27 protein-coding genes are annotated in these 26,414 nt (G+C 68.5%); 16 read left to right on the forward strand and 11 right to left on the reverse strand.

Features of this window, described 5'->3' with window-relative positions; all coding sequences use genetic code 11:
* The gene (locus AC5RWU_RS00340; RefSeq protein WP_494030876.1) at positions 1–552 is read left to right on the forward strand and encodes a TetR/AcrR family transcriptional regulator C-terminal domain-containing protein; all 552 of its coding nucleotides are present in this window, start codon (positions 1–3) and stop codon (positions 550–552) included.
* A 187-nt stretch (positions 553–739) separates the two neighbouring features.
* Here AC5RWU_RS00340 and AC5RWU_RS00345 read toward each other — a convergent pair whose 3' ends face one another.
* Positions 740–1,783: a hypothetical protein gene (locus AC5RWU_RS00345; RefSeq protein WP_494030877.1), complete on the reverse strand. Its 1,044-nt coding sequence runs from the start codon at positions 1,781–1,783 to the stop codon at positions 740–742.
* A 254-nt stretch (positions 1,784–2,037) separates the two neighbouring features.
* On the opposite strand from AC5RWU_RS00345, the gene AC5RWU_RS00350 reads away from it, so the two are divergent.
* From AC5RWU_RS00350 to AC5RWU_RS00360, 3 genes are all read left to right on the forward strand, one after another.
* Entirely contained in the window at positions 2,038–2,814 is a 777-nt protein-coding gene (locus tag AC5RWU_RS00350; RefSeq protein WP_494030878.1) for an MBL fold metallo-hydrolase, read from the forward strand.
* A 181-nt stretch (positions 2,815–2,995) separates the two neighbouring features.
* Complete coding sequence (locus AC5RWU_RS00355) at positions 2,996–4,357, forward strand: LLM class flavin-dependent oxidoreductase (RefSeq protein WP_494030879.1); 1,362 nt, start codon at positions 2,996–2,998, stop codon at positions 4,355–4,357.
* A gap of 70 nt (positions 4,358–4,427) precedes the next feature.
* On the forward strand, positions 4,428–4,637 hold the full coding sequence (locus tag AC5RWU_RS00360) for a hypothetical protein (RefSeq protein WP_494030880.1): 210 nt from the start codon (positions 4,428–4,430) through the stop codon (positions 4,635–4,637).
* Positions 4,638–4,646: 9 nt separating this feature from the next.
* Here the strand turns inward: AC5RWU_RS00360 and AC5RWU_RS00365 are convergent, their stop codons facing one another.
* From AC5RWU_RS00365 to AC5RWU_RS00375, 3 genes are all read right to left on the reverse strand, one after another.
* A complete protein-coding gene (locus tag AC5RWU_RS00365) occupies positions 4,647–5,615 on the reverse strand; it encodes an ornithine cyclodeaminase family protein (RefSeq protein WP_494030881.1) in 969 nt (322 codons plus the stop codon).
* A gap of 117 nt (positions 5,616–5,732) precedes the next feature.
* Positions 5,733–7,913 carry a fumarylacetoacetase gene (gene fahA, locus AC5RWU_RS00370; protein ID WP_494030882.1) on the reverse strand — a complete coding sequence of 727 codons (2,181 nt, stop codon included), beginning with the start codon at positions 7,911–7,913 and terminating at the stop codon, positions 5,733–5,735.
* Complete coding sequence (locus AC5RWU_RS00375) at positions 7,906–9,114, reverse strand: homogentisate 1,2-dioxygenase (RefSeq protein ID WP_494030883.1); 1,209 nt, start codon at positions 9,112–9,114, stop codon at positions 7,906–7,908. The genes fahA and AC5RWU_RS00375 overlap by 8 nt, the downstream gene beginning before the upstream one ends.
* Positions 9,115–9,210: 96 nt before the next feature.
* Between AC5RWU_RS00375 and AC5RWU_RS00380 the strand changes: the two genes are divergently transcribed.
* From AC5RWU_RS00380 to AC5RWU_RS00390, 3 genes are all read left to right on the forward strand, one after another.
* Positions 9,211–9,759, forward strand: coding sequence for a MarR family winged helix-turn-helix transcriptional regulator (locus tag AC5RWU_RS00380; protein ID WP_494030884.1), 549 nt, complete (start codon positions 9,211–9,213; stop codon positions 9,757–9,759).
* Positions 9,760–9,856: 97 nt separating this feature from the next.
* A complete protein-coding gene (locus tag AC5RWU_RS00385; protein ID WP_494030885.1) occupies positions 9,857–11,695 on the forward strand; it encodes an FAD-dependent monooxygenase in 1,839 nt (612 codons plus the stop codon).
* A 30-nt stretch (positions 11,696–11,725) separates the two neighbouring features.
* Entirely contained in the window at positions 11,726–13,081 is a 1,356-nt protein-coding gene (locus AC5RWU_RS00390; RefSeq protein WP_494036861.1) for an MFS transporter, read from the forward strand.
* A gap of 106 nt (positions 13,082–13,187) precedes the next feature.
* Here AC5RWU_RS00390 and AC5RWU_RS00395 read toward each other — a convergent pair whose 3' ends face one another.
* Together AC5RWU_RS00395 and AC5RWU_RS00400 are read right to left on the reverse strand one after the other, a co-directional pair.
* Complete coding sequence (locus AC5RWU_RS00395; protein ID WP_494030887.1) at positions 13,188–14,555, reverse strand: MFS transporter; 1,368 nt, start codon at positions 14,553–14,555, stop codon at positions 13,188–13,190.
* A 205-nt stretch (positions 14,556–14,760) separates the two neighbouring features.
* Positions 14,761–15,429: a LysE family translocator gene (locus AC5RWU_RS00400; RefSeq protein WP_494030888.1), complete on the reverse strand. Its 669-nt coding sequence runs from the start codon at positions 15,427–15,429 to the stop codon at positions 14,761–14,763.
* A 113-nt stretch (positions 15,430–15,542) separates the two neighbouring features.
* Between AC5RWU_RS00400 and AC5RWU_RS00405 the strand changes: the two genes are divergently transcribed.
* From AC5RWU_RS00405 to AC5RWU_RS00415, 3 genes are all read left to right on the forward strand, one after another.
* Entirely contained in the window at positions 15,543–15,998 is a 456-nt protein-coding gene (locus tag AC5RWU_RS00405; RefSeq protein ID WP_494030889.1) for an Lrp/AsnC family transcriptional regulator, read from the forward strand.
* Positions 15,999–16,169: 171 nt separating this feature from the next.
* Positions 16,170–16,475, forward strand: a complete 306-nt coding sequence (locus AC5RWU_RS00410; protein WP_494030890.1) for a hypothetical protein — start codon at positions 16,170–16,172, stop codon at positions 16,473–16,475.
* Positions 16,472–16,723: a hypothetical protein gene (locus AC5RWU_RS00415; RefSeq protein WP_494030891.1), complete on the forward strand. Its 252-nt coding sequence runs from the start codon at positions 16,472–16,474 to the stop codon at positions 16,721–16,723. Before AC5RWU_RS00410 ends, AC5RWU_RS00415 begins: the two co-directional genes overlap by 4 nt.
* A gap of 142 nt (positions 16,724–16,865) precedes the next feature.
* Here AC5RWU_RS00415 and soxR read toward each other — a convergent pair whose 3' ends face one another.
* On the reverse strand, positions 16,866–17,318 hold the full coding sequence (soxR, locus tag AC5RWU_RS00420; protein WP_494030892.1) for a redox-sensitive transcriptional activator SoxR: 453 nt from the start codon (positions 17,316–17,318) through the stop codon (positions 16,866–16,868).
* A gap of 81 nt (positions 17,319–17,399) precedes the next feature.
* On the opposite strand from soxR, the gene AC5RWU_RS00425 reads away from it, so the two are divergent.
* The 4 genes from AC5RWU_RS00425 (at position 17,400) to AC5RWU_RS00440 (ending at position 22,465) form a co-directional block, all read left to right on the forward strand.
* Positions 17,400–18,392 (forward strand): zinc-binding dehydrogenase, encoded by a 993-nt coding sequence (locus AC5RWU_RS00425; RefSeq protein ID WP_494030893.1) that lies wholly within the window; start codon positions 17,400–17,402, stop codon positions 18,390–18,392.
* Positions 18,389–19,735 (forward strand): MFS transporter, encoded by a 1,347-nt coding sequence (locus tag AC5RWU_RS00430; RefSeq protein WP_494030894.1) that lies wholly within the window; start codon positions 18,389–18,391, stop codon positions 19,733–19,735. The genes AC5RWU_RS00425 and AC5RWU_RS00430 overlap by 4 nt, the downstream gene beginning before the upstream one ends.
* Before the next feature lie 187 nt (positions 19,736–19,922).
* A complete protein-coding gene (locus AC5RWU_RS00435) occupies positions 19,923–21,335 on the forward strand; it encodes an MFS transporter (RefSeq protein ID WP_494030895.1) in 1,413 nt (470 codons plus the stop codon).
* A 2-nt stretch (positions 21,336–21,337) separates the two neighbouring features.
* The gene (locus AC5RWU_RS00440) at positions 21,338–22,465 is read left to right on the forward strand and encodes a zinc-binding dehydrogenase (RefSeq protein ID WP_494030907.1); all 1,128 of its coding nucleotides are present in this window, start codon (positions 21,338–21,340) and stop codon (positions 22,463–22,465) included.
* Between the two features lie 36 nt (positions 22,466–22,501).
* Here the strand turns inward: AC5RWU_RS00440 and AC5RWU_RS00445 are convergent, their stop codons facing one another.
* Entirely contained in the window at positions 22,502–22,894 is a 393-nt protein-coding gene (locus tag AC5RWU_RS00445; protein ID WP_494030896.1) for a hypothetical protein, read from the reverse strand.
* 224 nt (positions 22,895–23,118) lie between these two features.
* Here AC5RWU_RS00445 and AC5RWU_RS00450 point away from each other — a divergent pair, with 224 nt between their 5' ends.
* A complete protein-coding gene (locus AC5RWU_RS00450) occupies positions 23,119–23,550 on the forward strand; it encodes a hypothetical protein (protein ID WP_494036862.1) in 432 nt (143 codons plus the stop codon).
* Entirely contained in the window at positions 23,547–24,236 is a 690-nt protein-coding gene (locus tag AC5RWU_RS00455; protein WP_494030898.1) for a hypothetical protein, read from the forward strand. The genes AC5RWU_RS00450 and AC5RWU_RS00455 overlap by 4 nt, the downstream gene beginning before the upstream one ends.
* A gap of 85 nt (positions 24,237–24,321) precedes the next feature.
* Here the strand turns inward: AC5RWU_RS00455 and AC5RWU_RS00460 are convergent, their stop codons facing one another.
* The 3 genes from AC5RWU_RS00460 to AC5RWU_RS00470 form a co-directional block, all read right to left on the reverse strand.
* Positions 24,322–25,659 carry a permease prefix domain 1-containing protein gene (locus AC5RWU_RS00460; protein WP_494036863.1) on the reverse strand — a complete coding sequence of 446 codons (1,338 nt, stop codon included), beginning with the start codon at positions 25,657–25,659 and terminating at the stop codon, positions 24,322–24,324.
* 11 nt (positions 25,660–25,670) lie between these two features.
* Entirely contained in the window at positions 25,671–26,033 is a 363-nt protein-coding gene (locus tag AC5RWU_RS00465; protein ID WP_494030899.1) for a PadR family transcriptional regulator, read from the reverse strand.
* Between the two features lie 115 nt (positions 26,034–26,148).
* Positions 26,149–26,379 (reverse strand): aminoglycoside adenylyltransferase domain-containing protein, encoded by a 231-nt coding sequence (locus tag AC5RWU_RS00470; RefSeq protein ID WP_494030900.1) that lies wholly within the window; start codon positions 26,377–26,379, stop codon positions 26,149–26,151.
* Positions 26,380–26,414: the final 35 nt, after the last annotated feature.

Below are 26,414 nucleotides of genomic sequence, written 5' to 3' on the forward strand. Positions count from 1 at the left end.
ATGGCGTTATCGCGGCAGCAGATCATCGACACCGGCCTGGAGATCCTGCGCAGCTACGGCCTGGCCGACCTGTCCATGCGGCGGCTGGCCCGGGACCTGGGGGTGCAGCCGGGCGCCCTCTACTGGCACGTGAAGAACAAGCAGGAGCTGCTGGCGGTCCTGGCCGAACGGATCCTGGCGCCGGTGGCGGTGGACGCTTCCGCCGGCGGTGCGGCCGCCGGTTCCCGGAAGCTGGCCAGGGACATCCGGGCGGCCCTGCTGTCCGTGCGGGACGGCGCCGACGTCGTCTCCCTCACCCAGGCGCTGGATCCGCAGTCCCTGGCGCCCTTGCGGCTGCTCGAAGCGCTGCTGTCCGACGGCGGCCTGCCGCCGGAGCAGGCGCGCTGGGGAGCCCGGACGCTGATGCACTTCATCCTCGGGGCGGTCGCCGAGGAGCAGACCCGGGCCGAGCTCGCCGGCGCCGGCCTGGTGCTTCCCGGCCTCCAGGAGCCGCAGGGGGATGAAGCGTTCGACTTCGGTGTGGACACCATCCTCCGGGGGCTGGGGGTGTAAGCGCCCTCGGCCATCACAGTGCCGTCGGTCACATGGGTGGATGCCGGCTGGAAACCTAGGGAAACCGTATGCCGTACTCGTCCAAGGCCCCTTGCCGCATGCAGCCCCCCAAATGTATGCGTCAAGGGGCTTTTCCATGTCCGGGGCCCTTTCCAGCTCCGGGCAACGTTGCGGGCCGGGGCGGTTGTCAGTCCGCCGGTCCCAGGCGGACTACCGCATAGCGGTGCCCTTCGCCGTCCGCATGGCCGTTGCCGGCGGTGACGAGGTGGGCGCGGTACTGTCCATCGGCGTGCAGGAAGCGCACCGGCTCGGGCGCCGCGGCGGCGTGCCCGATCCCGCACACGCGCTGGAAGCGGCCAAGGTCATCCGGATGGATGGCGGGCGGCAGGTAACCGAACCGCATGGACTGCAGCCCGAAGCCGGACCAGTTCGGGGAGGTCATGAAGATCTGCCAGGAGCTGGTGTCCACGGCGATCAGGGCCGCGCCGGCCGCGAGGTCGAACGCCGCTCGCAGCAGCCCGCCGCTGGTGGTGTCCGCGGTGGCGGGGGTGCGGGCCGGGTCCAGTTCACTGACTTCCCTGGAGATGCTGCGCAGCCACAGGATCGGCCGGTGCGCATCCGGGATCAGCCGCGCCGAAGATTCCACCTGCCTGGTCCGGTGGCCGGTTCCGCCGGTAATAATCCGGTAGGAGATCACATGCCGCTGGTCGTCCGGATTGGCGAGGATCCGGTCCATCCCGCCCTTCATCCGGGCCCGGTCTTCGGGGGCGACCAGCCGGTACACCCATTGGTTCAGGTCCCCGGTGGGGCTGGCGGCGCCGGCACGCGGCAGTTCATACAAGGCGAACAGGTCGTCGTTCCACGCCGTCTCGATGCGCCTGCCGCCGTGGTAGATTTCCCATTCTCCGGCGCCGAGGACCGGACGGGCCGGCAGCTCGGCGCCCTCCGGGAGAAAGATGCCGAGGGCAGCGACCACGCAGCCGGAGATGGGAGCGAGGACCGGTTCCACATGGACACGCCAGGTGCTGCCGCGGGCAGTGGCTATCCTGTCGACCGTCCGGCCTGTGGTGGCGGCCTCCTTGAAACTGTCACGCAGCAGTTCCCGGCCGAGGGGATCCAGGTTTTTGCGCAGGCTGGCGCCGAAATAATTCGTCCCGCCAATGCTGAGCAGGCATAGCTGGTCCATGCTGAGCATGTCCACCATCACCCATTGACCCTGCGTCTCGCTCATAGGACTCATCTTGGCAGCAGCCTTCGTCCGGACGGAACCGTGGTTTTTCATGAATCGCGGTCCGTTACACCTGCAGTGGCAGACCTTACGTTGTGCGGTTGTTGACATTGCGCAACGCCGGCTTCGGTGGCATGATTCTGCGCGTATGGCCGGTCGATCCATTCGAACGGCCAGTTCCTTAAGCTTCCCGGGCGGACGCCCGGCTGGCTGTACCCCGGAACCATGTTCAGTGGTGTGTTTTCAGGAGTGCAGCCATGAGTGCCCAGTTTTTTCGCCGCCGTCCGCCGTGGCACGCCGCAGCGCGCACCAGTGAGCAGGCGCCGGACGTTTTCTTCATCGAAGGGCCGGCGTCCAACTGGACCATCCTCCGGGAGCAGGACCGGTTCACCCTGGTGGACGGCGGTTATCCCGCCGATGTGCCGCACGTGCTCGAATCCCTCCGCTATGTGGGCCTGCGTCCGGCTAATGCGGCAGCGATGCTCATCACCCACGGCCACACGGACCACACCGGCTCGGCCCGGCATTTCTCCACCGAGTACGGAACCCCGGTGCTCTCCAGCGCCGCTGAACACCTCCACCTGCTGGGCCGGGAAAAATTCCAGGTCACCGTCGGCAAAGTGCTGCCCTACGCCTGGCGGCCCCGGATGGTGGCCTGGGCGGCCCACGCCATCAGGGCCGGCGGCCTCCAGGACAACGACATTGCGCAGGCTGCCGTCTGGACACCGGAACGCCTGCGGGACCTGCCCGGCGGTCCCGTCGCCGTCCCCACACCCGGCCACACGCCCGGCCATTCGGCCTTCCACCTGGCAGGTGCCGGCGTCGTCATCACCGGCGACGCCCTGGTGACCGGGCATGCCATCAGCCCCCGGACCGGACCGCAACTGCTGCACCCGATGTTCCACCACCGGATCGATGAGGCCCGAAGGTCCTTGGAACGGCTCGCGTTCGCGGCGGAAACCGTGATCCTGCCGGGCCACGGGCCTGCCTTGGCCGGCAACCTGGCCGCCGCCGTTGCGGCAGCGGCGGGGTAGCCGCCCGACGAGGCACATCACGGCGAGGCCGTGACCGCAGACTGCGTGCGGGGCCGTTTAATTGGGGGACGGCCCTGCACGCATTATTTCCGGGAAATGCGGAGGTGTTTTCCGTGTTGGATGAGTCGGCACTATCGTCGTTGGCAGATGCCAGTTAATACCTGAGGAAAGGCGCCCGCCCATGACCAAGCCGCTGCTGCTCAACGCGTTCGAGATGCTGGTGCCCACGCACCAGTCACCCGGCCTGTGGCGCCATCCGGCCGGCGAGGCCGCCCGCTACAAGGATCTGGGTTACTGGGTGGAACTGGCGCGGGCGCTGGAGGGCGGCGGCTTCCACGGCATGTTCTTTGCCGACATCCTGGGCCAGTACGACGTCTATGCCGGCAGCGCGGATGAGACGGTGCGGGCAGGGGTGCAGTATCCGATGCTGGACCCAATGCTGGTCATCTCCGCGCTCGCGCTGGCCACCGAGCGGATCGGCTTCGGCGTCACCGCCTCCGTCACCTACGAGCACCCGTACCAGCTGGCCCGCAAGTTCGGCACGCTGGACCACGTCACCGGCGGCCGGGTCGGCTGGAACATTGTCACCTCCTACCAGGACTCGGCGGCCCGGAACCTGGGCCTGGGCCAGCAGATCCCGCACGATGAGCGCTACGACCGCGCCGAGGAGTTCATGGACGTGGTCTACAAACTGTGGGAGGGCTCAATCGAGGACGGCGCAGTACGCGCCGACGCCGCGGCCAACGCGTTCACGGATCCCGCCCGGGTGCACGGCATTAAGCACGACGGCGGCACTTACCAGGTGCCCGGGCCCGCCTTGGTGGAGCCCTCGCCGCAGCGGACCCCGCTGCTGTTCCAAGCCGGAGCCTCCTCGCGGGGCCAGGCCTTCGCGGCGAAGCACGCCGAAGCCATTTTCTTCTCCGGCTACGCCCCGGAGCTGACCCGGAAATGGTCGGACGCCGTGCGTTCGGAACTGGTGGCCTCCGGCCGGTCCGCGGATGCCGTGAAGATCTTCAACATGGCCACGGTGATCGTGGCGGAGACGGACGAGGCCGCCGCGGCGAAGGTCCGCGACTACGGACAGTACGTGGACACGGACGCCGCGCTGGCGCTCTTTGCCGGCTGGACCGGCGTCGATCTGTCCGGCGCGGACCACGATGCGCCGCTGGAGTACATCAAGTCGGAGGGCAACCAGTCGGCGCTGGCGCAGTTCACTACCATGGATCCGTCCCGCAAGTGGACCTGCCGGGAGCTGGCGAAGTTCATCGCGATCGGTGGGCGCGGGCCGGTCATCACCGGGTCCCCGGCTACCGTGGCCGATGAACTGGAACGCTGGGTGGACGTGGCAGGCATCGATGGGTTCAACCTGTCCTCGGCCGTGCGCCCGGCGGACCTGCAGGACTTCGTCCGGCTGGTCTCGCCCGAGCTGCGCCGCCGCGGGCTGCTGGCGGATCCGGAGCCCGGGGCGACCTTCCGCGAAACCATCATGGGCGCCGGACCGCGCCTGGCCGCAGACCATCGCGGCGCCGGCTTCCGGCGGTAGGGGAGGGCCGGCGTCGTAATCTCCGGTCCCGGGCACTACGATCGGAGGCATCACCTATCAAGGGGGAGCCATGGCCGCCGACGGTCCGGATAAAGCGCTCAGGAACCAGCAACTGTACGTGGCGCTTATCTGGGGAATCCTGATCGGCGTCGTCCTTTCAACGATCACCGGTGACTGGTGGTGGATCGCGCTTGGCGTGGCCGTCGGCGCAGCCATCGGTGCGGGCAGGACGGCGAGTGCACGGAAGAAGCAGGGCCCGGGTGACCAAAGCCGTCCGTGACGGCTCCGGTCAGCCCTTGTCCGCAGCCGCCAGCCGCTCGGTGCGGCGCGACTGCGCCCGTTCGTAGACGGCACTGGCGACGATCATGTCCTGCCAGCCCAGGCCGACCGTCTTGACCAAGGCCGGACCGGAACGCTCCGGGGCTCCCTGCACGACGAGTTCGGCGACAGTATGAAGCTGCGCGCGGTCCAGGCTCCCGCTGGCCACGGCCAGGATCACATCACCGGCCTCGCGCAGCGCCGTCGCGGCATCCTCGACGTAGACGGTGGAGCGCCGGGCCAAGGCATCGTCCGTTTCGCGGGCATCCGGTTCGTGCGTTCCCACCGCGACAACGACGGCATCGTCCCTGATCAGCGAGCCGTCGAACAGCGGCTGGCGGGCGGTGGTGCAGCAGGCAATGATATCGGCATCGGCGACGGCGGACGGTTCGGAGTCATCGGCGGGGTAGCCGGAAAGACGGAGTTCGTCCACGAACCGCGCTGTCTTCTCCGGTGTGTGGCCGATGACCAGAACACGCTCGAGGGTCCGCACGCAGGCGATCGCTTCCACATGTGCCCGCGCCTGCAGCCCGGTGCCGAAGACGGCCAGCGTCGAGGCGGACGGAGCCGCCAGCCGGTCAACGGCTACGGCGGAGAGCGCCGGCGTGCGCAGGGACGTCAGCGCAGCGCCGTCGATCAACGCCAGCGTCCGGAGGGTCTGCGCGTCGATCAGCAGGAAATTGCCCTGGATGCGCGGCACGTCCGCCGGCGCTCCGTCCGATGCGACGGTGAGGATCTTCACGCCGGCGTAGCGGCCGAATTCGCCGGGCATCAGCAGCATGCTCCCCGCCTGCAGGGGAACTTCGCTGCGGGCGGGCGTCTCTTCCGGGGCCAGCCCTTCCAATAGCGCCAGGGCGAGCGCGTCGATGGCCAGCTGCATGGGCAGCAGCTCCAGCACCTGCTGCTCCGGGATTGTCACTATCGATGGATCGCTTGCCATGGTTACCTCGCTGAGATCGATGTCACAGAATGATCACCCTAATCATCGACAGTAGCGGCGCCAACCACAAGAGTACGACGCCGGCACCTGGGTGCCGGCGTCGTACCTGGGTGGATCCTAGACCGCGGGCAGGATGCGGCCGGCGACCTCGCCGAAGTCGATGACGGAGCCGTCCGGTCCCGGGGCTGTGGCCCGGATGACGACCTCGTTCTTGTCCTCCAGGAAGCTCAGTTCCTTGCCGTTGTCCAGCGGCAGCGGATCCTTGCCGCTCCAGCTCAGTTCCAGGAAGGAACCGCGCTGGTCCTTTTCGGTACCGGAGACGGTGCCGGAGGCGAAGAAGTCGCCGGAGCGCAGGCCCGCACCGTTGACCGTCATGTGGGCCAGCATCTGGGCCGGCGTCCAGTACATGGTGGCGAACGGCGGGCGCGAGACCACCTGTCCGTCCAGAGCCACTTCCAGCGAGATGTCCAGCCCCCACGGTTCGGCGGCGCTGTCGTCCAGATAGGCGGCCAGCGCCTTTTCCCGTGCCGGGGGAGCGACGCGGGCGGCCTCCAGCGCTGCCATGGGCACCACCCACAGCGAGATGGAGGTGGCGAAGGACTTGCCCAGGAACGGGCCGAGCGGAACGTATTCGAAGGCCTGGATGTCCCGGGCGGACCAGTCGTTGACCAGCACCACGCCGAAGAGGTGGTGGCCGGCGTCGGCCAGCTTGACCTCACCGGCGGGTGCGCTGCCGCCGAGGACGAAGCCGACCTCCGCCTCGATGTCCAGCCTGCGGGAAGGGCCGAACGACGGCGTTCCCTCCGGCTCGGGCCGCAGGCCCTTGGGGCGGGGGACATCGGTCCCGGACGGGACGACCGTGCCGGCGCGGCCGTGGTAGCCGATGGGCAGGTGCTTCCAGTTGGGGGTCAGTGGCGCCTGATCCGGCCGGAAGATGCGCCCGACGTTGGTGGCGTGGTTTTCCGAGGCGTAGAAGTCCACGTAGTCGACGACGGTGAACGGCATCCGCAGCTCTACGGTGTCGACGCTGTGCAGGTGCGGCTGCAGGGCCGGTGCCGCGTCGGCGGAACTGAGCAGTGCGGTCAGGCGGGCCCGCAGCTCGTCCCAGACCGGGCGACCGGCGGCCAGCAGCAGGTCCAGGTTGGGGCCGGCGACGGCGGCACGCACGGCGGCGGAAGCGTCGCCGTCGTTCACCAGGGCCGCGGCGACATCCAGGACCTGGCCGCCGATCCGCGCGCCCAGCCGCGGATCCTGTCCCGCGCCGGGAGCGAAGGACGCGTACGGGAGGTTTTCAGTGCCGAAGCCGGCCGTCGCATACTGTGCGGCGATGCTGCCCGGTTCGATGGTGGAAGGGTGCTCAATGGGGGAGGTGCGGGTCATGCGTGGGTCACTTTCTCTGCGGACCGGGCGGACTGGGGGGATTGGGGGGGATTGGGCGGACGCTGCGGTTCCGGGCCGGAAGATGGCTAGGTCCTCCAGGCTTTCGGCCGGTTCAGCCACGCTGCAGGTGCCGAAGGAGGTGAAGCTGCGGCGCCAGTCGGCGGACAGCGCGGCGAACCGTTCGGCCAGGACCTTCGGGTCGGTTTCCAGCAGCACGGATTCGAGCTCCGCCTCGGGAGCGCCATCCTGCGCCAGCCCGGTGGCGACGGCGATGTTGAGGAAGCCGTGATGGGTGAAGCCGGTGGCGGAGTCCGTGTAGCGCACCGCCCGGTGCAGGCCTGCGGTCAGCTTGAAGGGAATGGCCCGCCGGACCGCGGCAGCCAGCACGGCGGCCAGCTGCGCGGGGGCCGGGAAGAGTGATGCCTCGATCCCGCCGGTGCGGAACTTCAGCCGCAGGCCCGTGCCGGCCAGCTGCTCCAGCGCGCCGTCGGCCACCTGGGCCGCCGTCAGTTCCGTGAAGATCTGCAGCCGCCCGGCGGCCTGGGCCGCCTCGGCCAGTTCGGCGCTCCAGTCCGCTTTCTGCGGGCTGGTCTTCAGCTCGACCGTCACCACCTCCAGCTCCGGTCCGGCAGTCTCGGCCGCCGCGAGGGCGTCCTGCAGCTGTCCGGCCGGGGTCACGACGCCGACCTGCACCGCTCCGGCGGACAGGTCCTGGCCTGTGGCCAGCTTCTTGGCGCGCTCCAGGTCCTTCAGCGGCAGGACCAGAGGTCCGACGGCGGCCGCCAGCTCAGTGGCGCGGCGCGCCACATGGTCCGCGACGGCCGTTTCCAGCGGTGCCAGGCCCGGGGGGAAGGTCGCGGCATCGTCGAAGAAGCCGAGGAACGGGGCCGGGATGTTCTCAGGCCCGTGCTTACCCATGGTTCCACCGTCCGCCGGTCCAGGAGCCGGCGTATTTTCCGTCGTCGCTGGCCAGGGCGGCTTCGCCCAGGTCCAGGGGGCGGAAGGTGTCCACCATGACGCCGAGTTCGTCGAAGTAGTCCTTGCCCAGGCTGGCCTCGATGGCGCCGGGCTGGGGGCCGTGGGGGTGGCCGCCGGGGTGGACGGAGACGGAGCCGATGCCGATGCCGGAGCCCTTGCGGGCCTCGTAGTCGCCGCCGACGTAGAACATGATCTCGTCCGAGTCCACGTTCGAGTGGTAGTAGGGCACCGGTACCGAGAGCGGGTGGTAGTCGACCTTGCGGGGGACGAAGTTGCAGATCACGAAGTTGTGGCCCTCGAAGACCTGGTGCACGGGCGGGGGCTGGTGCACCTTGCCGGTGATGGGCATGTAGTCGTTGATATTGAACACGTAGGGGTAGAGGCAGCCGTCCCAGCCGACGACGTCGAACGGGTGCTCCGGCAGGGTGTGGACGGTGCCGGCCAGCCCGTTCGGGCCGGTGCCGCGGTGCTTGATGTACACGTCCACGTCCCGTCCCTCGGCCAGCAGGGGCCCTTCGGGTCCGCGCAGGTCGCGTTCGCAGTACGGGGCATGCTCCAGGAACTGGCCGCCCTTGGAGAGGTACTGGCGGGCCGGGCCGATGTGGCTGTTGGCCTCAATGAAGTACAGCCGGGCGGTCTCCCCGTCCTGGATGACCCAGCGGTGGGTGGTGGCCCGGGGAATGATGATGTAGTCGCCCTGGCTTACGGGCAGGGCGCCGAAGACGGTTTCGACGACCGCGGCCCCGTCCTCGACGTACACGCACTCATCCCCGGTGGCGTTGCGGTACAGCGGGGAGGTCGCGCCGGCCCAGGCGTAGCTGATCCGCACGTCCCCGTTGCCCAGCACCAGCCGCCGCCCGGTCACCGCGTCGGTGTCCCGGGCCTGTTCGGCGGTGAACAGGTCGTGCAGCCTCAGGTGCCGGGGCACCAGCGGGGCGTTCGGGGCCAGGGACTGGTCCGGCAGTTCCCATACCCGGGCGCCGACGAGCGCCGAGGGAATGCTGCGGTGGTACAGCAGCGACGAGTCCGAGGAGAACCCCTCCTCGCCCATCAGCTCCTCATAGTAGATCGCTCCGGAATCGGCGCGGAACAGGGTATGCCGGGTCTTCGGGACGGCACCCAGCTGACGGTAATAAGCCATGTCGCACTCCTTTGGTAGCTGCTTCGTTAATAGTAAACGCCTTTACTAAAAAAAGCGACCCCCGTCACGATGCCCGGTTCACGGTAGATTGAGCGCATGGAAGAGCAGAGCACTCCCGCCCCGTCGCCCAAGGATCTGGACTACTGGTCCTTCGTGGAGCTGGCCCAGAAGCGGATCGACGAGGAGTTCGATGACAACGATGCCCGCGCCACCCGGGTGATCCTGACCCTGAACCGTGCGGCGAGCCTGGTGATCTATGACCTGGAGTCATCCATCCACCGCCCGCGCGGCTGGTCCTGGGCCGCGTTCCGGCTGATGTTCGTCCTGTGGCTGGCCGGTCCCATGGAGTCCAATACCGCGGCAAACCTGGGCGGCATGAGCCGCGCGGCCGTGTCCAACCTGAGCAATACATTGGTGGCCAGCGGGATGCTCCGCAAGGACGCAGCCGTGCAGGACCGCCGCGCCGTCACCCTGCGCCTGACCGACAAGGGGCTGCAGGAAATCCGGGACACCTTCCGGGACCACAACCGGCGGGAGTCCCGCTGGGCCTCCGTGCTGACCGAGATCGAGCAGGACCTGCTGGTCATGCTGCTGGAAAAGCTGATGGCACACCGCGAGGAGGTTGGCGCCCGTGCCCGGAAGTAAGGGGGCAGCGGATATGTAGTAAATGGATTGACTATAGTCTGTGACTCTCCTAACATCGATGCAGAACCCCCACCTAGCGCCAGTTCATAGGAGAGCCGTGAGCGAGAACAAGAAGCACTACAGCTACGCTGACCAGCCGCAGGCGTTCTGGTCCCAGCGGCACCCGGCGGTCGTCGTCGGCGGCGGACCCGTGGGCCTGACGGCCGCGCTCGGCCTGGTCCGCCGGGGTGTGCCTACGGTGGTGGTGGAAGCGGGGACCTCCGTCTCGGACGGCTCGCGCGCCATCTGCACCTCCCGCCACTCGCTGGAGGTGCTCGATCGGCTCGGCGTAGGCGACGCGGTCCAGGATGATTCCCTGGCGTGGACCAAGGGCCGCAGCTTCTACCGCAGCGAGGAAGTCCTCAGCTTCGAAATGCCCTCCATCCCGGCCAATGTCCGTCCGGTCATGGTCAACATTTCCCAGGCCGTCATCGAGCAGCACCTGCTGGATGCGCTGCTGGCCGAACCGTTGGCCACCGTCCTGTTCGAATCCCGGCTCACCAAGTACATTCCGCACGAAGACTCCGCCGAGCTGCGGCTGGACACGCCCGCCGGCGAGCGGCCGCTGACGGCTGACTGGGTAGTGGCGGCGGACGGCGCCCGCAGCGAGGTCCGCAGCCAGCTGGGCCTGCGCTTGGCCGGCACCAGTTACGAGGGCCGCTACGTCATCGCGGACATCCGCTGGAAGAGCCCGTGGCCCACGGAACGTAAGGTTTGGTTCGATCCGGCCAGCAACCCCGGATCGACGATCATCATGCACCGGCAGCCGGACGACATCTGGCGGGTGGACTACCAGCTGGACGACGCCGACGATGCGGACCACGAGTCGCGCCCGGCCGTCATCCGGGACCGCATCAACCGCCACTTCGAGTGGCTGGGCATCCAGGACGAGGACTGGGAGCTGGTCTGGTCCAGCCTGTACCGGGCGCATGCACTCTCGCTGGACAGCTACCGCCACGGCCGCGTCCTGTTCACCGGCGACGCCGCCCACCTGGTGCCCATCTTCGGTGTCCGCGGCCTGAACTCCGGCCTGGAGGACGCCAGCACCCTGAGCTGGACCCTTGCCGCCGTCATCAGCGGCAGCGCCGAGGACCAGCTGCTGGACGTCTATGCCTGGGAGCGGCGCAACGCCTGGGAGCAGAACATCGCCTCCGCGAAACTGAGCACCCTCTTCATGACCCCGGGCACGGTCGGCTACAAGACCACCCGCGAGGCCGTGCTGGCCCTGGCCAACGACCGGCCGGTGTTCCGCAACCTGATCAACCCGCGCCAGTCCTCCGCGACCCACAGCCGCGGCTCGGCGATCAACTGGAACAACGACGCCGTCAAGGATCTGGCGGGGCTGCAGCCCGGTGATCCCGTCCCCGACCTCTACCTGTCTCCGGACCGGTCCCGGACCCTCGCCGGCGGGGCCGGCCCGGGCTTCCTGGTGGTCGTCCAGCGGGCGGCAGCAGCAGCCGCCGAGGAGCTGGCGGCCGCGCTGGCGGCGGCCTTCCCGCAGGAGGGGGCGCACGCCGTCGTACTGGACGACGCCGCCCGCGAGAAGGTCGCCGACGTCTTCGGCACCGATAACCGCGAGGTTTTCGTGATCCGTCCGGAAGGCCTGCTGCTCGCCCGGATTGACACCTCCCGGCCGTACGACGCCGCTGAAATCATCCAGGGCGTGCGCAGCGGAACCTCCCTCCGGCCCCAGCCGGCCAGCCCGCTGCTGCGCACCGTCGAACCGGAGGTGGAGCGGGCGGAGGAAAGCTGGAAGGCCATCAGCGACGCCCTGGACGCCGTCGAACCGTCCGGCCATACCGCCCTGCTGACCCGTCTGGCCCTGCTGCTGGCGGACGAGCATCCGGACCCGTCCCGGGTCCGGGAGCTGATCGAACTGGCCAAGTCCCGGGCCTAGGCCTTCCGGCCCCATTCTGAGGAGACCCCCATGCCGCTGAAGTCCATGAGCCGGGAAGACCGCCGCGTCGTTGCCGGCACCATGGTCGGCACTACCATCGAGTGGTACGACTTTTTCATCTACTCCAATGCCGCCGCACTGGTGTTCGGCACGCTGTTCTTTGAGCCCATGGGTTCGGCGAACGCCACCCTGGCCGCCTTCGCCACCGTCGGCGTCAGTTTCATCTTCCGGCCGCTGGGCGCGATCGTCGCCGGCCACCTGGGCGACCGCCTGGGCCGGCGGGCCATGCTGGTGCTGACCCTCTTCCTGATGGGCGGAGCCACCGTCGCGGTCGGACTGCTGCCCACTTACGCCCAGATCGGCGTCGCGGCGCCCATCCTGCTGGTGCTCCTGCGCATCCTGCAGGGATTCTCCGCGGGCGGGGAATGGGGCGGGGCGGCGCTGCTGGCGGTCGAACATGCTCCCAGGAACCGCCGCGGTCTATTCGGGTCCTTCCCGCAGATGGGCGTGCCTGCGGGCATGCTCCTGGCCACGGCCGTGCTCGGCCTCATCACGGCCAATGTCAGCGAGGAAGATTTTCTCGCCTGGGGCTGGCGCGTGCCATTCCTGCTCAGCATCGTGCTGTTCGCGGTGGGCGTGATCATCCGCTCCAAAGTCTCTGAGAGCCCGGTCTTCGCCGAACTGCAGGCCACCAAGGAGGAATCGAAGACGCCGCTGGCGCAGCTGGCCCGTTTCCACTGGAAGCCGCTGCTGCTGTGCTCGCTCGCCTTCGTGGGGGTCGGCGTCGCCGGCTACATGATCACCGGCGGCTACGTCCTCTCCTACGCCACAGGCATCCTCGGCATGGACCGTACCGCCGTGCTCATCGCTGTGTCGCTCGCCGCAGCGGCCTGGATCGCTACCACTGCCTGGGGCGGGTCGCTGTCCGACCGCATCGGCCGCAAACGCACCTTCCAACTGGGCTTCGCTGCGCAGATCATCTGGGTGTTCCCGATGTTCCTGATGATGAACTCCGGCCATGTCCTGCTGCTGGCCATGTCCCTGATGGTCCTCACCATCGGTCTTGGACTGGCCTACGGTCCGCAGTCGGCGATGTTCGCCGAAGCCTTCCCTGCACGCATCCGCTACTCCGGCGCATCCATCGCCTACGCCCTCGGCTCCATCCTCGGCGGTGCCTTCGCGCCGATGATCGCGGCCTGGCTGCAGGGCTCCACCGGAACGTCCCTGTCTGTGTCCGTGTACCTGGCGGTCTTCACGGTCATTGCACTGGTCGCCGTCACGTTGCTGAAGGACCGGACCGGGCAGTCGTTGTCCGCTGATCTCGGCAGCCGCGACGCGGCGGGTGCCGGCGAAGCCAGGAGCACCGAAGCGCCGCTCAACCGCTGACCTGCCTGAGGCTCGCTGCGAGTGGGCTTAATGGAAGGAGGGGTGGTCCCGGGTTCCGGGACCACCCCTCCTTCCATGCTTATCCAGCCTTCGTGCTTATCCCGGGCTACCCGGCAGAGCGGGCCGTTTCGCGTTCCGTGTCCGCCGCCGTCGTAGTGTCCGGCTGCGTGCCGGTACGGACCAGCAGCGTGGCCAGGCCGGCGATGACCAGCGGTACGGCCAGCGCCATGAAGTAGCCGGAGACCCCGAGCCCGGCCAGGATCAGGCCGCCGAGCGCAGAACCGACGATTGAGCCGAGGCGGCCGATGCCGATGCCCCAGCCGGTGGCCGTGGCCCGCAGCTGCGTGGGGTAGGCGTTGGCAATGAGGTAGTTGAGCGCCAGCTGCTGGCCGCCGATGCCGAAGCCGGCCAGGCCGATGAGCAGGAAGATGAGGCCGAAATTCGTGCCGCTGATGCCCAGGCCAAGGGAGATCAGGATGCCCGCTGCGAACATGAGCAGCAGCAGCTTCCGGGCGTTGACCTTGGGCAGGATGATCGAGAGCGGGATGGCAAAGAGGATGAAGGCTCCATTGACGGTGACGGTGCCCATGGCCGCCATATTGGCCTCCAAGCCCAGCGTCTTCAGCGCGGTGGGCATCCACAGCAGCAGCAGGTACCAGGCGATCCAGTTGAACAGGTAGGTCGCGAACACGCCGATGGTGACCAGCCGGTACCGGGCGGAGAACAGTGCCAGGACGGAACTGTGCTCTTCCACTTTGTCCTCGGTGATCAGCTCCGCATCCTCCGCCACGGGGGCACCGGAGATGGCAGCCATGGTCCTGCGGACCTGGGCATCCGCGGCCGCCGTCTTCCGGGTAACCAGGAATACCGGGGATTCGGGCAGTGCCTTGAGGCAGACCAGCAGCAGCGCCAGCGGCAGGGCGCCGCCAATCAGGAAGATTCCGCGCCAGCCCATCAGCGGCAGCCAGGCCGCGGCGACCAGCCCGCCGAGCATGGCGCCTCCGGGCAGGCCCAGCAGGACCAGAGTCATGAAGGTTCCGCGGCGGGCCTTGGGGCTGAACTCGGCGGTGAGGGCCAGCAGCGCCGGGGTGGCACCGCCCATGCCCAGGCCGATCAGGAAGCGGAGCGCGACGATCTGCTCCAGCGTCTGGGCGAATCCGCCGGCCAGGGAGAAGACTCCGAAGAGCGCCAGGGCCAGCAGGATCGTTTTCTTGCGGCCGATCCGGTCACCGAAGGTGCCCAGGCTCATCGCGCCAACGGCCATGCCGATGGTGCTGGCGGTGATGACCCAGGTCATGTCCGTGGCCTGCAGGCCGAAGTCCTCGGCGATGGCCGGGCCGATGAATGCAATGGACTGGGTGTCGAACCCGTCCAGCAGTGCGATCGTGAAACACAGGGCCACGACGCTCCAGCGCGCGAGTCCCATAGGGGCGTTGTCGATAACGTGCTGGACGTTATACGTGGGTTTGGTCAACGATGACTCCGTTCACAGCCATAAAGCGGCCGCGCTCCGTATGTTGCGGAACGCGGCATGTGGGGCGAAACATAAATTGTTCCTCTTAGGGTTATCCCGCCTAGCGCCGGAAGGGAAATACTTATTTTCGACCGATTGAGACGGTTCGCGTATGGGCACCCACGCCGATACCGACGTCGCCATTCCTGCCCACCCCAGCGAATTTTCAGCCGGCGAGCAGTTGGCCGCTCTTGGCGAGCAGGGGGACCAATTGCTCGGCCAGCAGCGCCACGCCCAGGGCGATCATGATGACGCCGCTGACCAGCGTGACCCGGCGGGCGGCGGCGGGGCGGGAGCGCAGCAGCCGCTTGGCGGTCAGCGCCACCAGGCTGTAGACGATTCCCGCGGCCAGGACGAAGGAGAGGCCGAGGACCGCGGTCTGCGCGGGTACCGGCAGCGGCGCCTGCGGCGTGATGAACTGGGGCACCAGCGCCACATACAGCAGCAGGCCCTTGGGGTTGATGCCGCTCGTTCCCATGCCGCGCAGGAAACTGCGCCGGCTGGAGCGGCCGGCCGGACCGGCGGACGCGCCGGCGTCCGGGTTGAAGTTGGCCCCGCGCCAGGAGCGGGCGGTGCTGATGCCCAGCCACAGCAGGTAGACAGCGCCGGCCACGGTGAGCCAGGCCAGCAGTGCAGGTTGGCTCGCCACCAGGGCGGCGACGCCGGCTGCGACCAGGAGGGTGTGCAGCAGGTAGCCGCTGCACAGGCCCGCGACGGCGGGGGCGAAGCTGCGCTGACCCAGTCCGGCTGCGATGGAGTAGGCCCAGTCTGCCCCGGGCGTGCAGGCCATGGTGAGGGCGACGACGGCGAAACCCAGGTACAGCTGCTGGTCCATGCGGAAACTCCTGCGGTGGCGGTGGGACGTGACGGAGCAACTGTATGGAAAAACCGCGCAGAAGTGCTCACTGATTTATGCGGAATTGCCGCTGCTTTCGGTAAACTTTTTGCGTGATTGATGCGATTGACAGAAGTATTTTGCGCGAACTCCAAAATGACGGGCGAATGACCGCCACCGCGCTTGCCGCAGAGGTGGGATTGACGGTGGCACCGTGCCACCGGCGGCTGCGCGAACTGGAAGCGTCGGGAGTGATCCGGGGCTACCGTGCGGACATTGATCCGGGTGCGCTGGGGCTGGGGTTCGAGGCGATCGTCTTCGTGACCCTGCGGCAGGTGGACCGGGCCACGCTGGCCGAATTCGAGCGCCAGGTCGGCGGCATGGAGCATATTGTCGAGGCGCAGCGGCTCTTCGGTGACATCGACTATCTGCTCAAGGTGGTGGCCGCCGATTTGCCCGGTTACCAGCGCTTCTACGATGAAAAGCTGACCTCGCTGCCGGGCGTGGAGAAACTCACGTCAACCATCGTGATGAAGAACCTCAAGGCCGGGGCCGGGCTGCCGCTGTAGCCGGTCTGCCGATTTGTGTCCCGGTGCAGCCGCTGCTTACATTGTAAGTGTGCTCAAGGTAAGCATGCTTAGTGGTCATGAAGCCGGCCGCTTCCCTTCGTCAAGGACAGATTTATCCATCACAAACTGCGTGTACTCGTTCAGCTCGACATCAGCCAGCCCGGCGCTGTCGTGGAGGTTGCCGGCTGCCTCACCGAGGACAGCTGCCGTTCCCTGCTTCCCGTGATCCGGCGGGCGCTGGGCCTGGCCGGCGGCGGATCCGTTTCCGTGGACCTTTCCCGCGCCCGGCACATTGAGCAGAGCGCCCTTGATTTCCTGAATCTTTTCGCGATGCAGCAGGCCGATGGGCCCGCCCAGGCAGCGCCGGACCAGACGGGGCCGGCCGCCCTGCTCTCGGTCAATGCCCCGGACGTGTTGCCCCACTGCCCGCTGGCAGTATCCGGCCAGTCCCGTCCCGCTGTGCTGGCCGCCGCATGACCGGCCGTTCCCTTCAGCGCCGGAGTGCCGCCGCCCAGAGGGCCCGGCTGCTGGTTGTTGCCCTGACCGTGGCTGCCGGACTGGCGGCCATTGGCTGGCTGGTACTCCTCGGGCTTCCATCGTGGCAAGCCGGGCGGGTCTCCACCGCCGGCATCGTCGTGCTGCTCCTGGCCGGTGCCGCCATTGCGGTGCTGGTGTATGACCTCATGGCGGATCTGCGCGCCCTGAAACGGTCCCGGCGGCGCTGAAGCGGCGGCCGCCGTCGTTATTCCCGGCCCGCGTGCCCTCCTAGTCTCCGCCCCTCCTGCCCTCCGCTGACTTTGCGCGAAAGGCACGAATAACGGGTTATTCGTGCGGGAGCTGCCGAGTCAGCGGGAGAGGGGGCTGGGGTCACGCGAGGAACCGGCGCGGGCCGGGGCCGTCGCCGCCCAGGACATCGCCCGGGTTGTTGAGCCGGCAGGTCTTCAGCGAGAGACAGCCGCAGCCGATGCAGCCGGTCAGGTTGTCGCGCAGGCGCTGCAGCTGCTCGATGCGTGCGTCCAGCTGGTCCCGCCAGCGGGCGGAGAGCCGCGCCCAGTCCGCCTTGGTGGGTGCCTTATCCGGCGGCAGGGCGTCCAGGGCGGCCTTGATGTCGCGCAGCGGGATGCCCAGCTGCTGCGAGGTGCGGATGAACGCGACCCGGCGCAGTGTATGGCGGGCGTAGCGGCGCTGGTTGCCGGAAGTACGGCGGCTGGCGATCAGGCCTTCCTTCTCGTAGAAGTGCAGCGCCGAGACGGCTGCCCCGCTGCGCTCGGACAGCTCGCCGGGCGTCAGTTCCGTATGCTGTACTGCAGGATTTGCCATGCCGTCATCCCTTCGCTTGACCTCAAGCGTACTTGAGGTCCTTGACTTGGTCAGGCAGCAGCGACCAACCAAGGAGACGGCATGCACGCGATTGTCCAGCACGAGTTCGCCGGCCCGGAAGTACTTCGGTACGAGGAGCGTCAGGAGCTGGTCCCCCCGGAAGGGCACGTCCGCATCGCGGTCGGCGCCGCTGGCGTCCATCTGCTCGACACCTCCATCCGTGCCGGCACCGGCTTCGGCGCCTTGCCCCGGCCGGAGCTGCCGATGGTCCCGGGCCGCGAGGTCGCCGGCGTCGTCGACGCCGCCGGACCGGGCGCCGGGGAGTGGGTGGGCCGGCGTGTTGTGGCGCACCTGGGACAAGCGAGCGGCGGTTATGCCGAGCAGGCATTGGCATCGGCATCCTCCCTGCACACGATCCCGGACCCGCTCACCTGCCCAGCGGCGGTCGCCGCGATCGGCACCGGGCGCACCGCCACTGGCATCCTGGACCAGCTTCGGTTGGGCAGCGGTGACGTCGTTCTGATCCCCTCGGCCGCGGGTGGGTTGGGATCGCTGCTGGTGCAGGCAGGACGGAATGCGGGCGCGTATGTCGTTGGCCTGGCCGGCGGCGAGGCCAAGGCGGGCCTCGTCCGCCAGCTGGGTGCCGACGTCGTCATCGACTACCGTGCGGCGGGCTGGCAGGAGGCCCTGCATGCGGTGGGGCGGCCGCCCACCGTGGTGTACGACGGCGTCGGTGGCGAAGTGGGCCGGCTCGCCTTCGATTTGCTGGCCGAGGGCGGCACCCAGCTGGTCTTCGGCTGGACCGGCGGGGAAGGCAACCGCTACGAGCATCCGGCGAAGACGGCAGTACAGGTGCTCGGACCGGCCCTGACTGCACGCGAGGGCGGGCTGCGCTCGCTGGAGGCGGAGGCGCTCGCGGCCGCCGCAGACGGCTCACGCCGACCGCTGGTCCATCCCGCCTTCCGGCTGGCGGAGGCGGCCGAGGCGCACCGGGCATTGGCGGCACGGGAGACGTACGGCAAGGTCGTGCTGCAGCCGGATGCGGCATGGCACAAGGAAGGAGCGCAGCCATGACGGTCGAACTGGCCCCCGCCGCGCTGTGGTCGCGGACCTACCGCGGCACCACCGCCGGCCTGTTCGTGCTGGCCTTCGTGTTCGCGTTCGAAGCCATCTCCGTGGCCACCGTGATGCCGGTGGCGGGCCGCGAGCTGGGCGGCCTGGCGCTCTACGCGATCGCCTTTTCCGCGCCGCTGGCGGTGTCCGTCCCGGCGCTCGCCGTCGCCGGCGGCTGGACCGACGCCCGAGGCCCCGCACCCGCGCTGCGGCTGGGCGTCGCGCTGTTCTCGGCCGGGCTTATCGCCGCTGCGCTCGCGCCGTCCATGACGGTCCTGCTGATCGGCCGCGGTGTCCAGGGGTTCGGTGCCGGCCTGGCCGGCGTCGGTATGTATGTGCTGATCGCCAAGGCCTATCCGGAGACCATGCGCGCCCGCGTCTTCACCGTGCTGACCAGCGGCTGGGTCCTGCCCGCCATGGTGGGGCCGGCCATCGCCGGAGCCATCAGCGACCTGGTGGGCTGGCGGTGGGTCTTCGGGCTGGCGCCGGTGGTCGCGGTACTGTCCTACGCGGCGCTGGCCCCGGCGCTGCGCCGCACCGGAGAAAACGGAACTTGGAAGTACGACGGCGGCCGCACGGCCCGCGCAGCAATGGTCGCCGCCGGGATCCTCGGCGTGGGCTATGCGGGACAGCAGGCGTTCTCCTGGTGGCCCGTCCTGCTGATGGCGGCCGTGGCCGCAGTGCTGGCCGCGTTGCCAGGGCTCCTGCCAGTGGGCACCTGGCTGTTCCGCCGCGGCCTGCCCGCGGTGATTTCTGTCCGCGGCCTGGTCGGGGCCGCGTTTTTCGGGGCCGAGGTCTACCTTCCCCTGGCGCTGGTGGAGTTCCGCGGCTTCACGCCCACGGCGGCGGGCCTGCTGCTGACCACCTCGGCGGTCGCCTGGTTCTCCGGGTCGTGGCTGGCGGCGAATGTTCCGTTCCTGGCGGAGAAGGTGGTCCGGGCCCGGGTCGGTGTGCTGCTGCTGGCAGTCGGCGTCGGAACGGCCGGGTTCAGTATCGACCGGGGAGTGTGGATCGGCCTGATTGTGGCCGCCTGGGCACTGGCCGGCCTGGGGATTGGCATGGCGTACTCGACGCTGGGTGTGCTGCTGCTGGACCGGTCGGCGGACGGCGGGGAAGGGGCGGCCAGTTCGGCGATGCAGATCAACGACGCGGTGGTCCAGTCCCTGTGGCTGGCGCTGGGCAGCATAGTCTTCGCGGCACTGCTGCCGGTGGCGCCGGCGTCCGGTTTCGCGGCGGTCTTCGGCGGGGCCTTCGCGGTGGGGGTCCTGGCCCTGCTGCTGACCCGCCGGCTGTCTCTGCGTTAGTCAAGCAGTAGCTCTCCGGTGGCACGGCCCATGTGCATTTATGCAGATGGCTTCTGCAGGAATGGCGGTTGAAGGTGCCGGAGGCCGCGGCAATACTCGGTAGCACCATAAGCAGTGTGACTGCCGCCACGGCCGTCGGGGCTGGGGCGTTCGAAACCAGGGTCAATGATGACCAAAGGAGATTCGAATGAGTGCACGGATTGCCGGAAACGGCGGGTCTGACGACGGAGTCGTTAAGAACAGAGTTAAGGAATCGGGGCTACGGAAGGTTGTCACCGCCTCGATGGCCGGAACCGTCGTGGAGTGGTATGAGTTCTTCCTCTACGCGTCCGCCGCGACGTTGGTCTTTGGAAAGCTGTTCTTCCCCAACGCCGGCTCGGAACTGGACGGGATCATTGCCGCCTTCCTGACCTACGCCGTCGGCTTTGTGGCCCGGCCGCTGGGCGGCGTGGTCTTCGGCCACTTCGGCGACAGGTTCGGCCGCAAGCAGCTGCTCCAGTTGAGCATCATCCTGGTGGGCGTCTCCACCTTCCTCATGGGCTGCCTGCCCACCTTTGGCCAGATCGGGTACTGGGCTCCGGCCCTGCTGGTCATCCTGCGCTTCGTTCAGGGCTTCGCGGTGGGCGGTGAATGGGGCGGCGCCGTCCTGCTGGTGGCCGAACACAGCCCCAGCAAGTCCCGCGGCTTCTGGTCCAGCTGGCCGCAGTCGGCCGTGCCGATGGGCAACCTGCTGGCCACGGGTGTGCTGTTCGTCCTGTCTGCAACGCTGTCCGCCGAAGCCTTCCTGGGCTGGGGCTGGCGCGTGGGTTTCTGGCTCTCGGCCGTCATCGTGATCATCGGCTACTACATCCGCACCAAGGTCAGCGACGCTCCGATCTTCGTGGAAGCCAGGCAGCAGACGGAAGCCAACCCGAAGGCCGGCTACGGCGTGGTGGAGGTCTTCCGTCGCTACCCGCGCGGTGTGTTCACCGCTATGGGCCTGCGCTTTGCGGAGAACATCCTGTACTACTTGGTGGTCACCTTCTCCATCACCTACCTCAAGGTGGTGGTGGAGGCGGACACCGCCCGCATCCTGCTTCTGCTGCTGGTGGCGCATGCCGTCCACTTCTGCGTAGTGCCGATGGTCGGCCGGCTCTCCGATGCCCTTGGCCGCAGGCCCGTCTACCTGGCCGGGGCCATCCTCGGCGCCACCTGGGGATTCTTCGCTTTCCCCATGATGGATACCGGCAATGACCTGGTCATCCTCGCGGCGATCATGATCGGCCTGGTCTTCCACGCGCTCATGTACGCGGGGCAGCCCTCCATCATGGCGGAAATGTTCCCCACCCGGATGCGCTACTCCGGCGTCTCCCTGGGCTACCAGGTCACCTCGATCGTTGCCGGGTCGCTGGCGCCGATCATCGCCTCCGGGCTGCTGGAGAGCTCCGGCTCCTCGGTTCCGGTGGCGGTGTACTTGCTGATCGCTTGTGTCATCACGGTCGTGGCCGTCCTGGCGCTGCGGGAGACACGGGGCATCTCGCTGCAGGATGTTGACGCGGCCGATGCCGCCGCCACCTCCGCCCTGCGGACCGGCGCCGAGACCCAGGCGGCCGCACGGTGACGATGCACGCCTCTGTCCTCTACCGGACGGCAGGCAAGCCGGAGTCCGGCGCTTCCTACGCCGGGCTCCGGCCCCTGGTCCTTGAGGAACTGGAACGCCCTGCTCCCCGCGCCGGGGAGCTGGGCGTGGCAATCATCTACTCCAGCCTCTGCCACTCCGACCTGTCCGTGGTGGACGGCACCCGCGTCCGGCCGCTGCCGATGGCGCTGGGCCATGAGGCGGTCGGCCGGGTTGAGGCGGTCAGCGAGGGCGTCGAGGGCGTCCGTCCCGGCGACCAGGTGGTCCTGGTGTTCGTTCCCAGCTGCGGCAGCTGCCGGGCCTGCAGCAACGGCCGGCCGGCGCTGTGCCACCGGGCCGCGGAGGTCAACGGCTCCGGGGACCTGCTGCACGGCGAAGCGCTGCTGAAAACGCCGGCGGGGGAGCGGATCAACCACCATCTGGGCGTGTCCGCCTTCGCCGACTACGCCGTGGTCGCCCGGGAATCCGCGGTGGTGATTGACGACGACGTCCCCGCACCGGTCGCGGCGATGTTCGGGTGCGCTGTCCTCACCGGGATGGGCGCGGTGTTCAACACGGCAGCGGTTACGGAGGGCCAGTCCGTGGCCGTGTTTGGACTGGGTGCCGTGGGGCTGTCCGCGGTCATGGCTGCGAAGCTGGCCGGGGCGTCCAGCATCCTCGCGATTGATCCGAATGAGGGCAAGCATCCGCTGGCGCTGCAGTGCGGGGCGACGGCGGTGGGAACGCCCGACGACGCCGCCCGCCTGGTTGCCGACGCCACCGGCGATGGGGTGGATGTGGCCATTGAAGCGGCGGGCTCCGCCGCCGTGATCGCCACGTGCCTGGAGCTGGCGACCCGCGGCGGCGCCGTGGCCGCGGTGGGACTGCCGCACCCGTCGGCCGAGCTGTCCGTCCCAGCCCTGCAGTTTGCCGGCGCCGGCAAGCGGCTGCTCGGCTCCTACATGGGCGACGCCGTTCCGGGCAGGGACATTCCGCGGTACCTGGAGTTCTGGCGCCAGGGCCGGCTGCCCGTGGAACTGCTGCATACCGACACCCGCCCGCTGTCCGAACTCAACGAGGGACTGGACGATCTGGCGGCCGGCAGGGTGGTGCGGCGTCTGTTCCGGGCCTAGCTATTCCGGGCGCAGCCACCCAGGGGATGGCTGTGCTTAGGCGGCCATGAGGCTGTCAGCCGGGGCCGTGCGGTTGTCGGCGGCGGCCGGCACCGCTTCCGCGGCTTCCAGGGGAGCCAGCAGAAGGCTGTACTGGGTGGACGTCAGCAGCTCTGGATGGGCCAGCGCCAGCTGGGCCAGGTGCAGAGCAGCGACCATCCAGTAGGTTCCGGCGATGGTTCCCATGGTCGCGGTGACCATCGTACGGAGAGTAGCTGTGTCGACGGTCGGGAAATACGCGGCCAGGGCGCTTCGGGCCGCACCATGCTCGACGTGCCGCTGGACCTTGCGGTCCCTGTCGGCCAAGGCATACAGCTGGTCCGTGGTCCACCGGCGGCCCAAAATCCGGCCTGCATAATCAGCGACTAATGCTGTGGTGTTTTCCATCATCTCTCCCCCAGAGAACTTTTAATAATTCTTCTCTCCGGTGCCGTCGGGCCACAGCCCCGTGTGGGGTGGGTCGACCCCCGAAAATGGGGGATGCCCTTGCGGTCGGTCGGCGGGATTGGCGGTGGTCCCGGCCCACCACTCGGAATGCTGTCACCCGGGGGTTGACAAACGGGGGGTGCGGCTTCCACGATGGAACCATGCCAAGTAACCCCCGGGGTGACAATATGTCGTCCCCTTCCGCCGAGGAGCAGTGGCAGGCTGCCCTGGCCCACCGTCCGGTCGAGGATGGGTCACGGGAATCTGCCGCCCGTCGGTTCACGGAGGCAGGAGTCACCGTCGCACAGGTGCGGGCGGTCCTGGCTGACGGCGGGGATGGCCTGTATGCGGCGGCGCAGCAGGGCGGTCCCGGCTGGAGTGAGCCTTTCGGCGGCCCCCTGGCCGTTGCCCTGCTTGCAGCGGAGATCAGCGTTCTCGCCGCACAGGTAAGTTCGCGGGCGTCGGGTGTCAGATCCGCGGCCGTTGGCGAACTGCTGGAAGAGTACAGCGCCGTGACTGTGGCCGGAGAGCTCGGCGTTTCGCGTCAGAAGGTCTACGAGATCGCCCGCGCCGGCCTTCGTCCGCCGTATATCGACTCGGTCCCCTGGAGGACACCATGAAACCGATCAATGAACAGGTCCAGCTGCCGGACCCGCAGCAACAGTACCTGGTCCACCCCGTCGACCTGCCCGCTGCCCGGAAAGAGTACCTGAAGGGCTGGTGGTTCGGCGTTGCTGCCACCCCGCAGGTCTTTACGGCCCTGCTGGCCGGCATGTGGGTCATCAGCAACAACTACGTCACGCCGTTCCTGGCCCCGCTGACCGTCCTGGTTATCGGAACGTTCAGCAGTTCGCGGTTCATCCGGGCGGCCTGGGACTACATTCCCCGGAAGCGTCATGACGCGGACCGCCGGCTGACTGGTCTGGCCGTCGCCGCTGCCTGGATCAAGGCGCTGGCACTGCTGGCCGGTCTGGTCATCTTCCTGTTCTGGGCCGCGGCCCAGGATTTTGGCAGCAGTTTCAGTTCCTACCCGCTGGGCATGGGCGCAGCCGTGGTCCTGATCATGGCTTTCGACCTGGCGGCCAAATGGGTCCGCGGCCCAAGGGCGACGGCCGATATGCTTGCCGGTCTGCTCACCTTTCTGGTCGTGGCCGGGGCCGTCGCGGGCGGATTCGCACTGCTGCCCGATTCCGCAGCCCGTGGCCTTCCACGGTCCGGCCTGCTGGCCGGAGCTGCCACGATGGTCGTTGTCTGGTTGCTGTGGCTGGCCTATTCAGCCTGGCAGTCCCGCCGCAGCCACCGCTGACCTCGGCGGCATTCCTGATCCAAAGCCAGGGCGAAGCCGGGAATGAAGTACATTCCCGGCTTCGCCCTGGCCGTCGGCTCGCTGATCAGGCGAAGCCGAAGACGGGCGGGAAGGCCACGACCACGACGGCGGCCCAGGCACCGTAGACCGGCAGGTACCGTGTCTGCCAGCGCTCAAGCGAGGTGAACGGGCGTCGCCCACGCAGGAACCCGACGGTGAGCCAGGCCGCTCGGACCAGATGCACCAGCAGCAGGAGGTTCAGGCCGAGCGCGGCGATCTTATTGGGGCTGAAGCCGAACTCGGCGATGCGGGTCAGCATCGCGGTCATCATCACCGCGTCGACCGCGAGGGCCGCAACGACGAGGACCAGCTGCAGGGCATCGAACAGGCCGGGCGGCGCGAGCGAGTCGCGGGCGGAATTCGAGTAGAGCAGCAGGCACAGGACCAGCACGAGGATCGCGTTCATGAGGATGAGCAGGTCCCGGTCGACGTCGACGAGGCCGCCGGAAGCCGTGAGCACGGCCAGGAGGGACAGCAGCATGACAATCGTCAGGGGCGTGAAAACGCGCGTGAGGACAGGGGCGATGTTCTCGACGACGTTTTGTTTGGCCTCGACGAGCCACGCGGCGATGACGAGGGCCCCGGGGACGGCGAAGGGCAGGAGCCAGTCCTCCAGGACCGGCTCGAGGTCGGTGCCGACGGCTTGGAGGGCCGCAAAGGTGAGTCCGATCAGGACGGCACCGCCCAGGGCCAGGAGCGTGAAGTAGATCGCGAGCTCGCCGGTGAACCGGGCGAAGTCCATGCGCCGGTTGTCGGACCGCCATCTCCCTCCGACGTAGGCCACCCCGGCAAGCAGCCACAGGATGACCGGGGCGTGCAGCGTGGCGAGCAGCTCCGTGGAACCGCCGGAGGCGAACGGGTAGACGTTGAGTACGACCGCCAGCGCGGCGAACGGGACGAGCAGCATCGCCGCCACCTGCGCGGTGAGCCGGCGCTTCCACGCGAAGTATGCAGCCAGGAAGGGGAAGACGAGCAGGCCCATGTTGCGTGCCAGCACTGCGCCGTCGTCGAGCCATCCCAATCCGGCCTTGGCCGCCGCGCCCGCCCCGACGGCGAGCGCGAGGACGATCGCCAGCTCGCGCCACGGCGGCGCGCCGGCGTCGTTGGAGTCCTCCGGGACCAGCACGAGCTGCTTCCACAGCCGGTCCGAGTGCTCGCGGGCAAACTCGCGCGAGACGGCGTCGAGGTTGCCCATGCGCTTGATCGCCACGAGGAAGGCCTCTTCGTCGTCGAGCCCGGTCGCCTGTCGGTCGGCGATCTGCTCGCGCAGGTGGTCCTCCAGCTCGTCCAGGTCGGCGGGGGAGATCACCTGGCGCCGCTGGACGTACCCGCGCCACCGGCTGATTTGGATCTCCAGCTCCACGTGCGGCTCCATCACGCCCACCCCCCGGCCGTGGTGGGCGGCCGCTGCGCGGCCTGCCACACCTGCCGCAGCGCGTCGGCAACGACGGTCCACTGCTCCTGCCTGTCCGCGAGCACCTCCCGGCCTGCCGGCGTGATCGCGTAGTGCTTGCGCCGGCGCCCGGCCTCGGATGTGCCCCATGACGACGACACGTAGCCGAGCCGCTCAAGCCGGTGCAGCAGCGGGTAAAGCATCCCGTCGGTCCATTGCATGCCCCCGCCCGACAGCTCGCCCACGCGCTTGATGATCGCGTAGCCGTACAGATCGCCTTCCGACAGAATCCCCAGCACAAGCGGGGTAGCCGAAGCGGCGACCAGGTCCTTATCGATGCGCATCGCGCCTCCTATACCTAGATCTGCAATGCATTGAACCATAGCAGTTCTAGGTATGGCAAAGCGGTGGTGAAGGTGCAGGTGGTCCGGTGAAAGAACCGAATTCAATCAGGGCTGGTCACGGTGCCCCCGGCGGGGGAGAGGCGTGGAGGGCCAGTTGCTCGGCGTACCGGCCAAACTCCAAGGTGGCGGCCACACTGCCCGGGCGGGGACGGTCGTCCCACTGATGCGTCCGGTCTGCCAGCACCTGGGTCAGCGGCGGTTGCCACCGCTCATCCAGTGCGCCGAGGGCCCATTGGAGGGCGGCTCGTTTTGAGGTGACCTCGCCGGTGTGCAGCGTGTGCAGCATCCGGGCGTAGGTGGCGACGGCGTAGCGCTGTGTCC

The sequence above is a fragment of the Arthrobacter sp. B0427-1-12 genome (genome assembly GCF_059092905.1).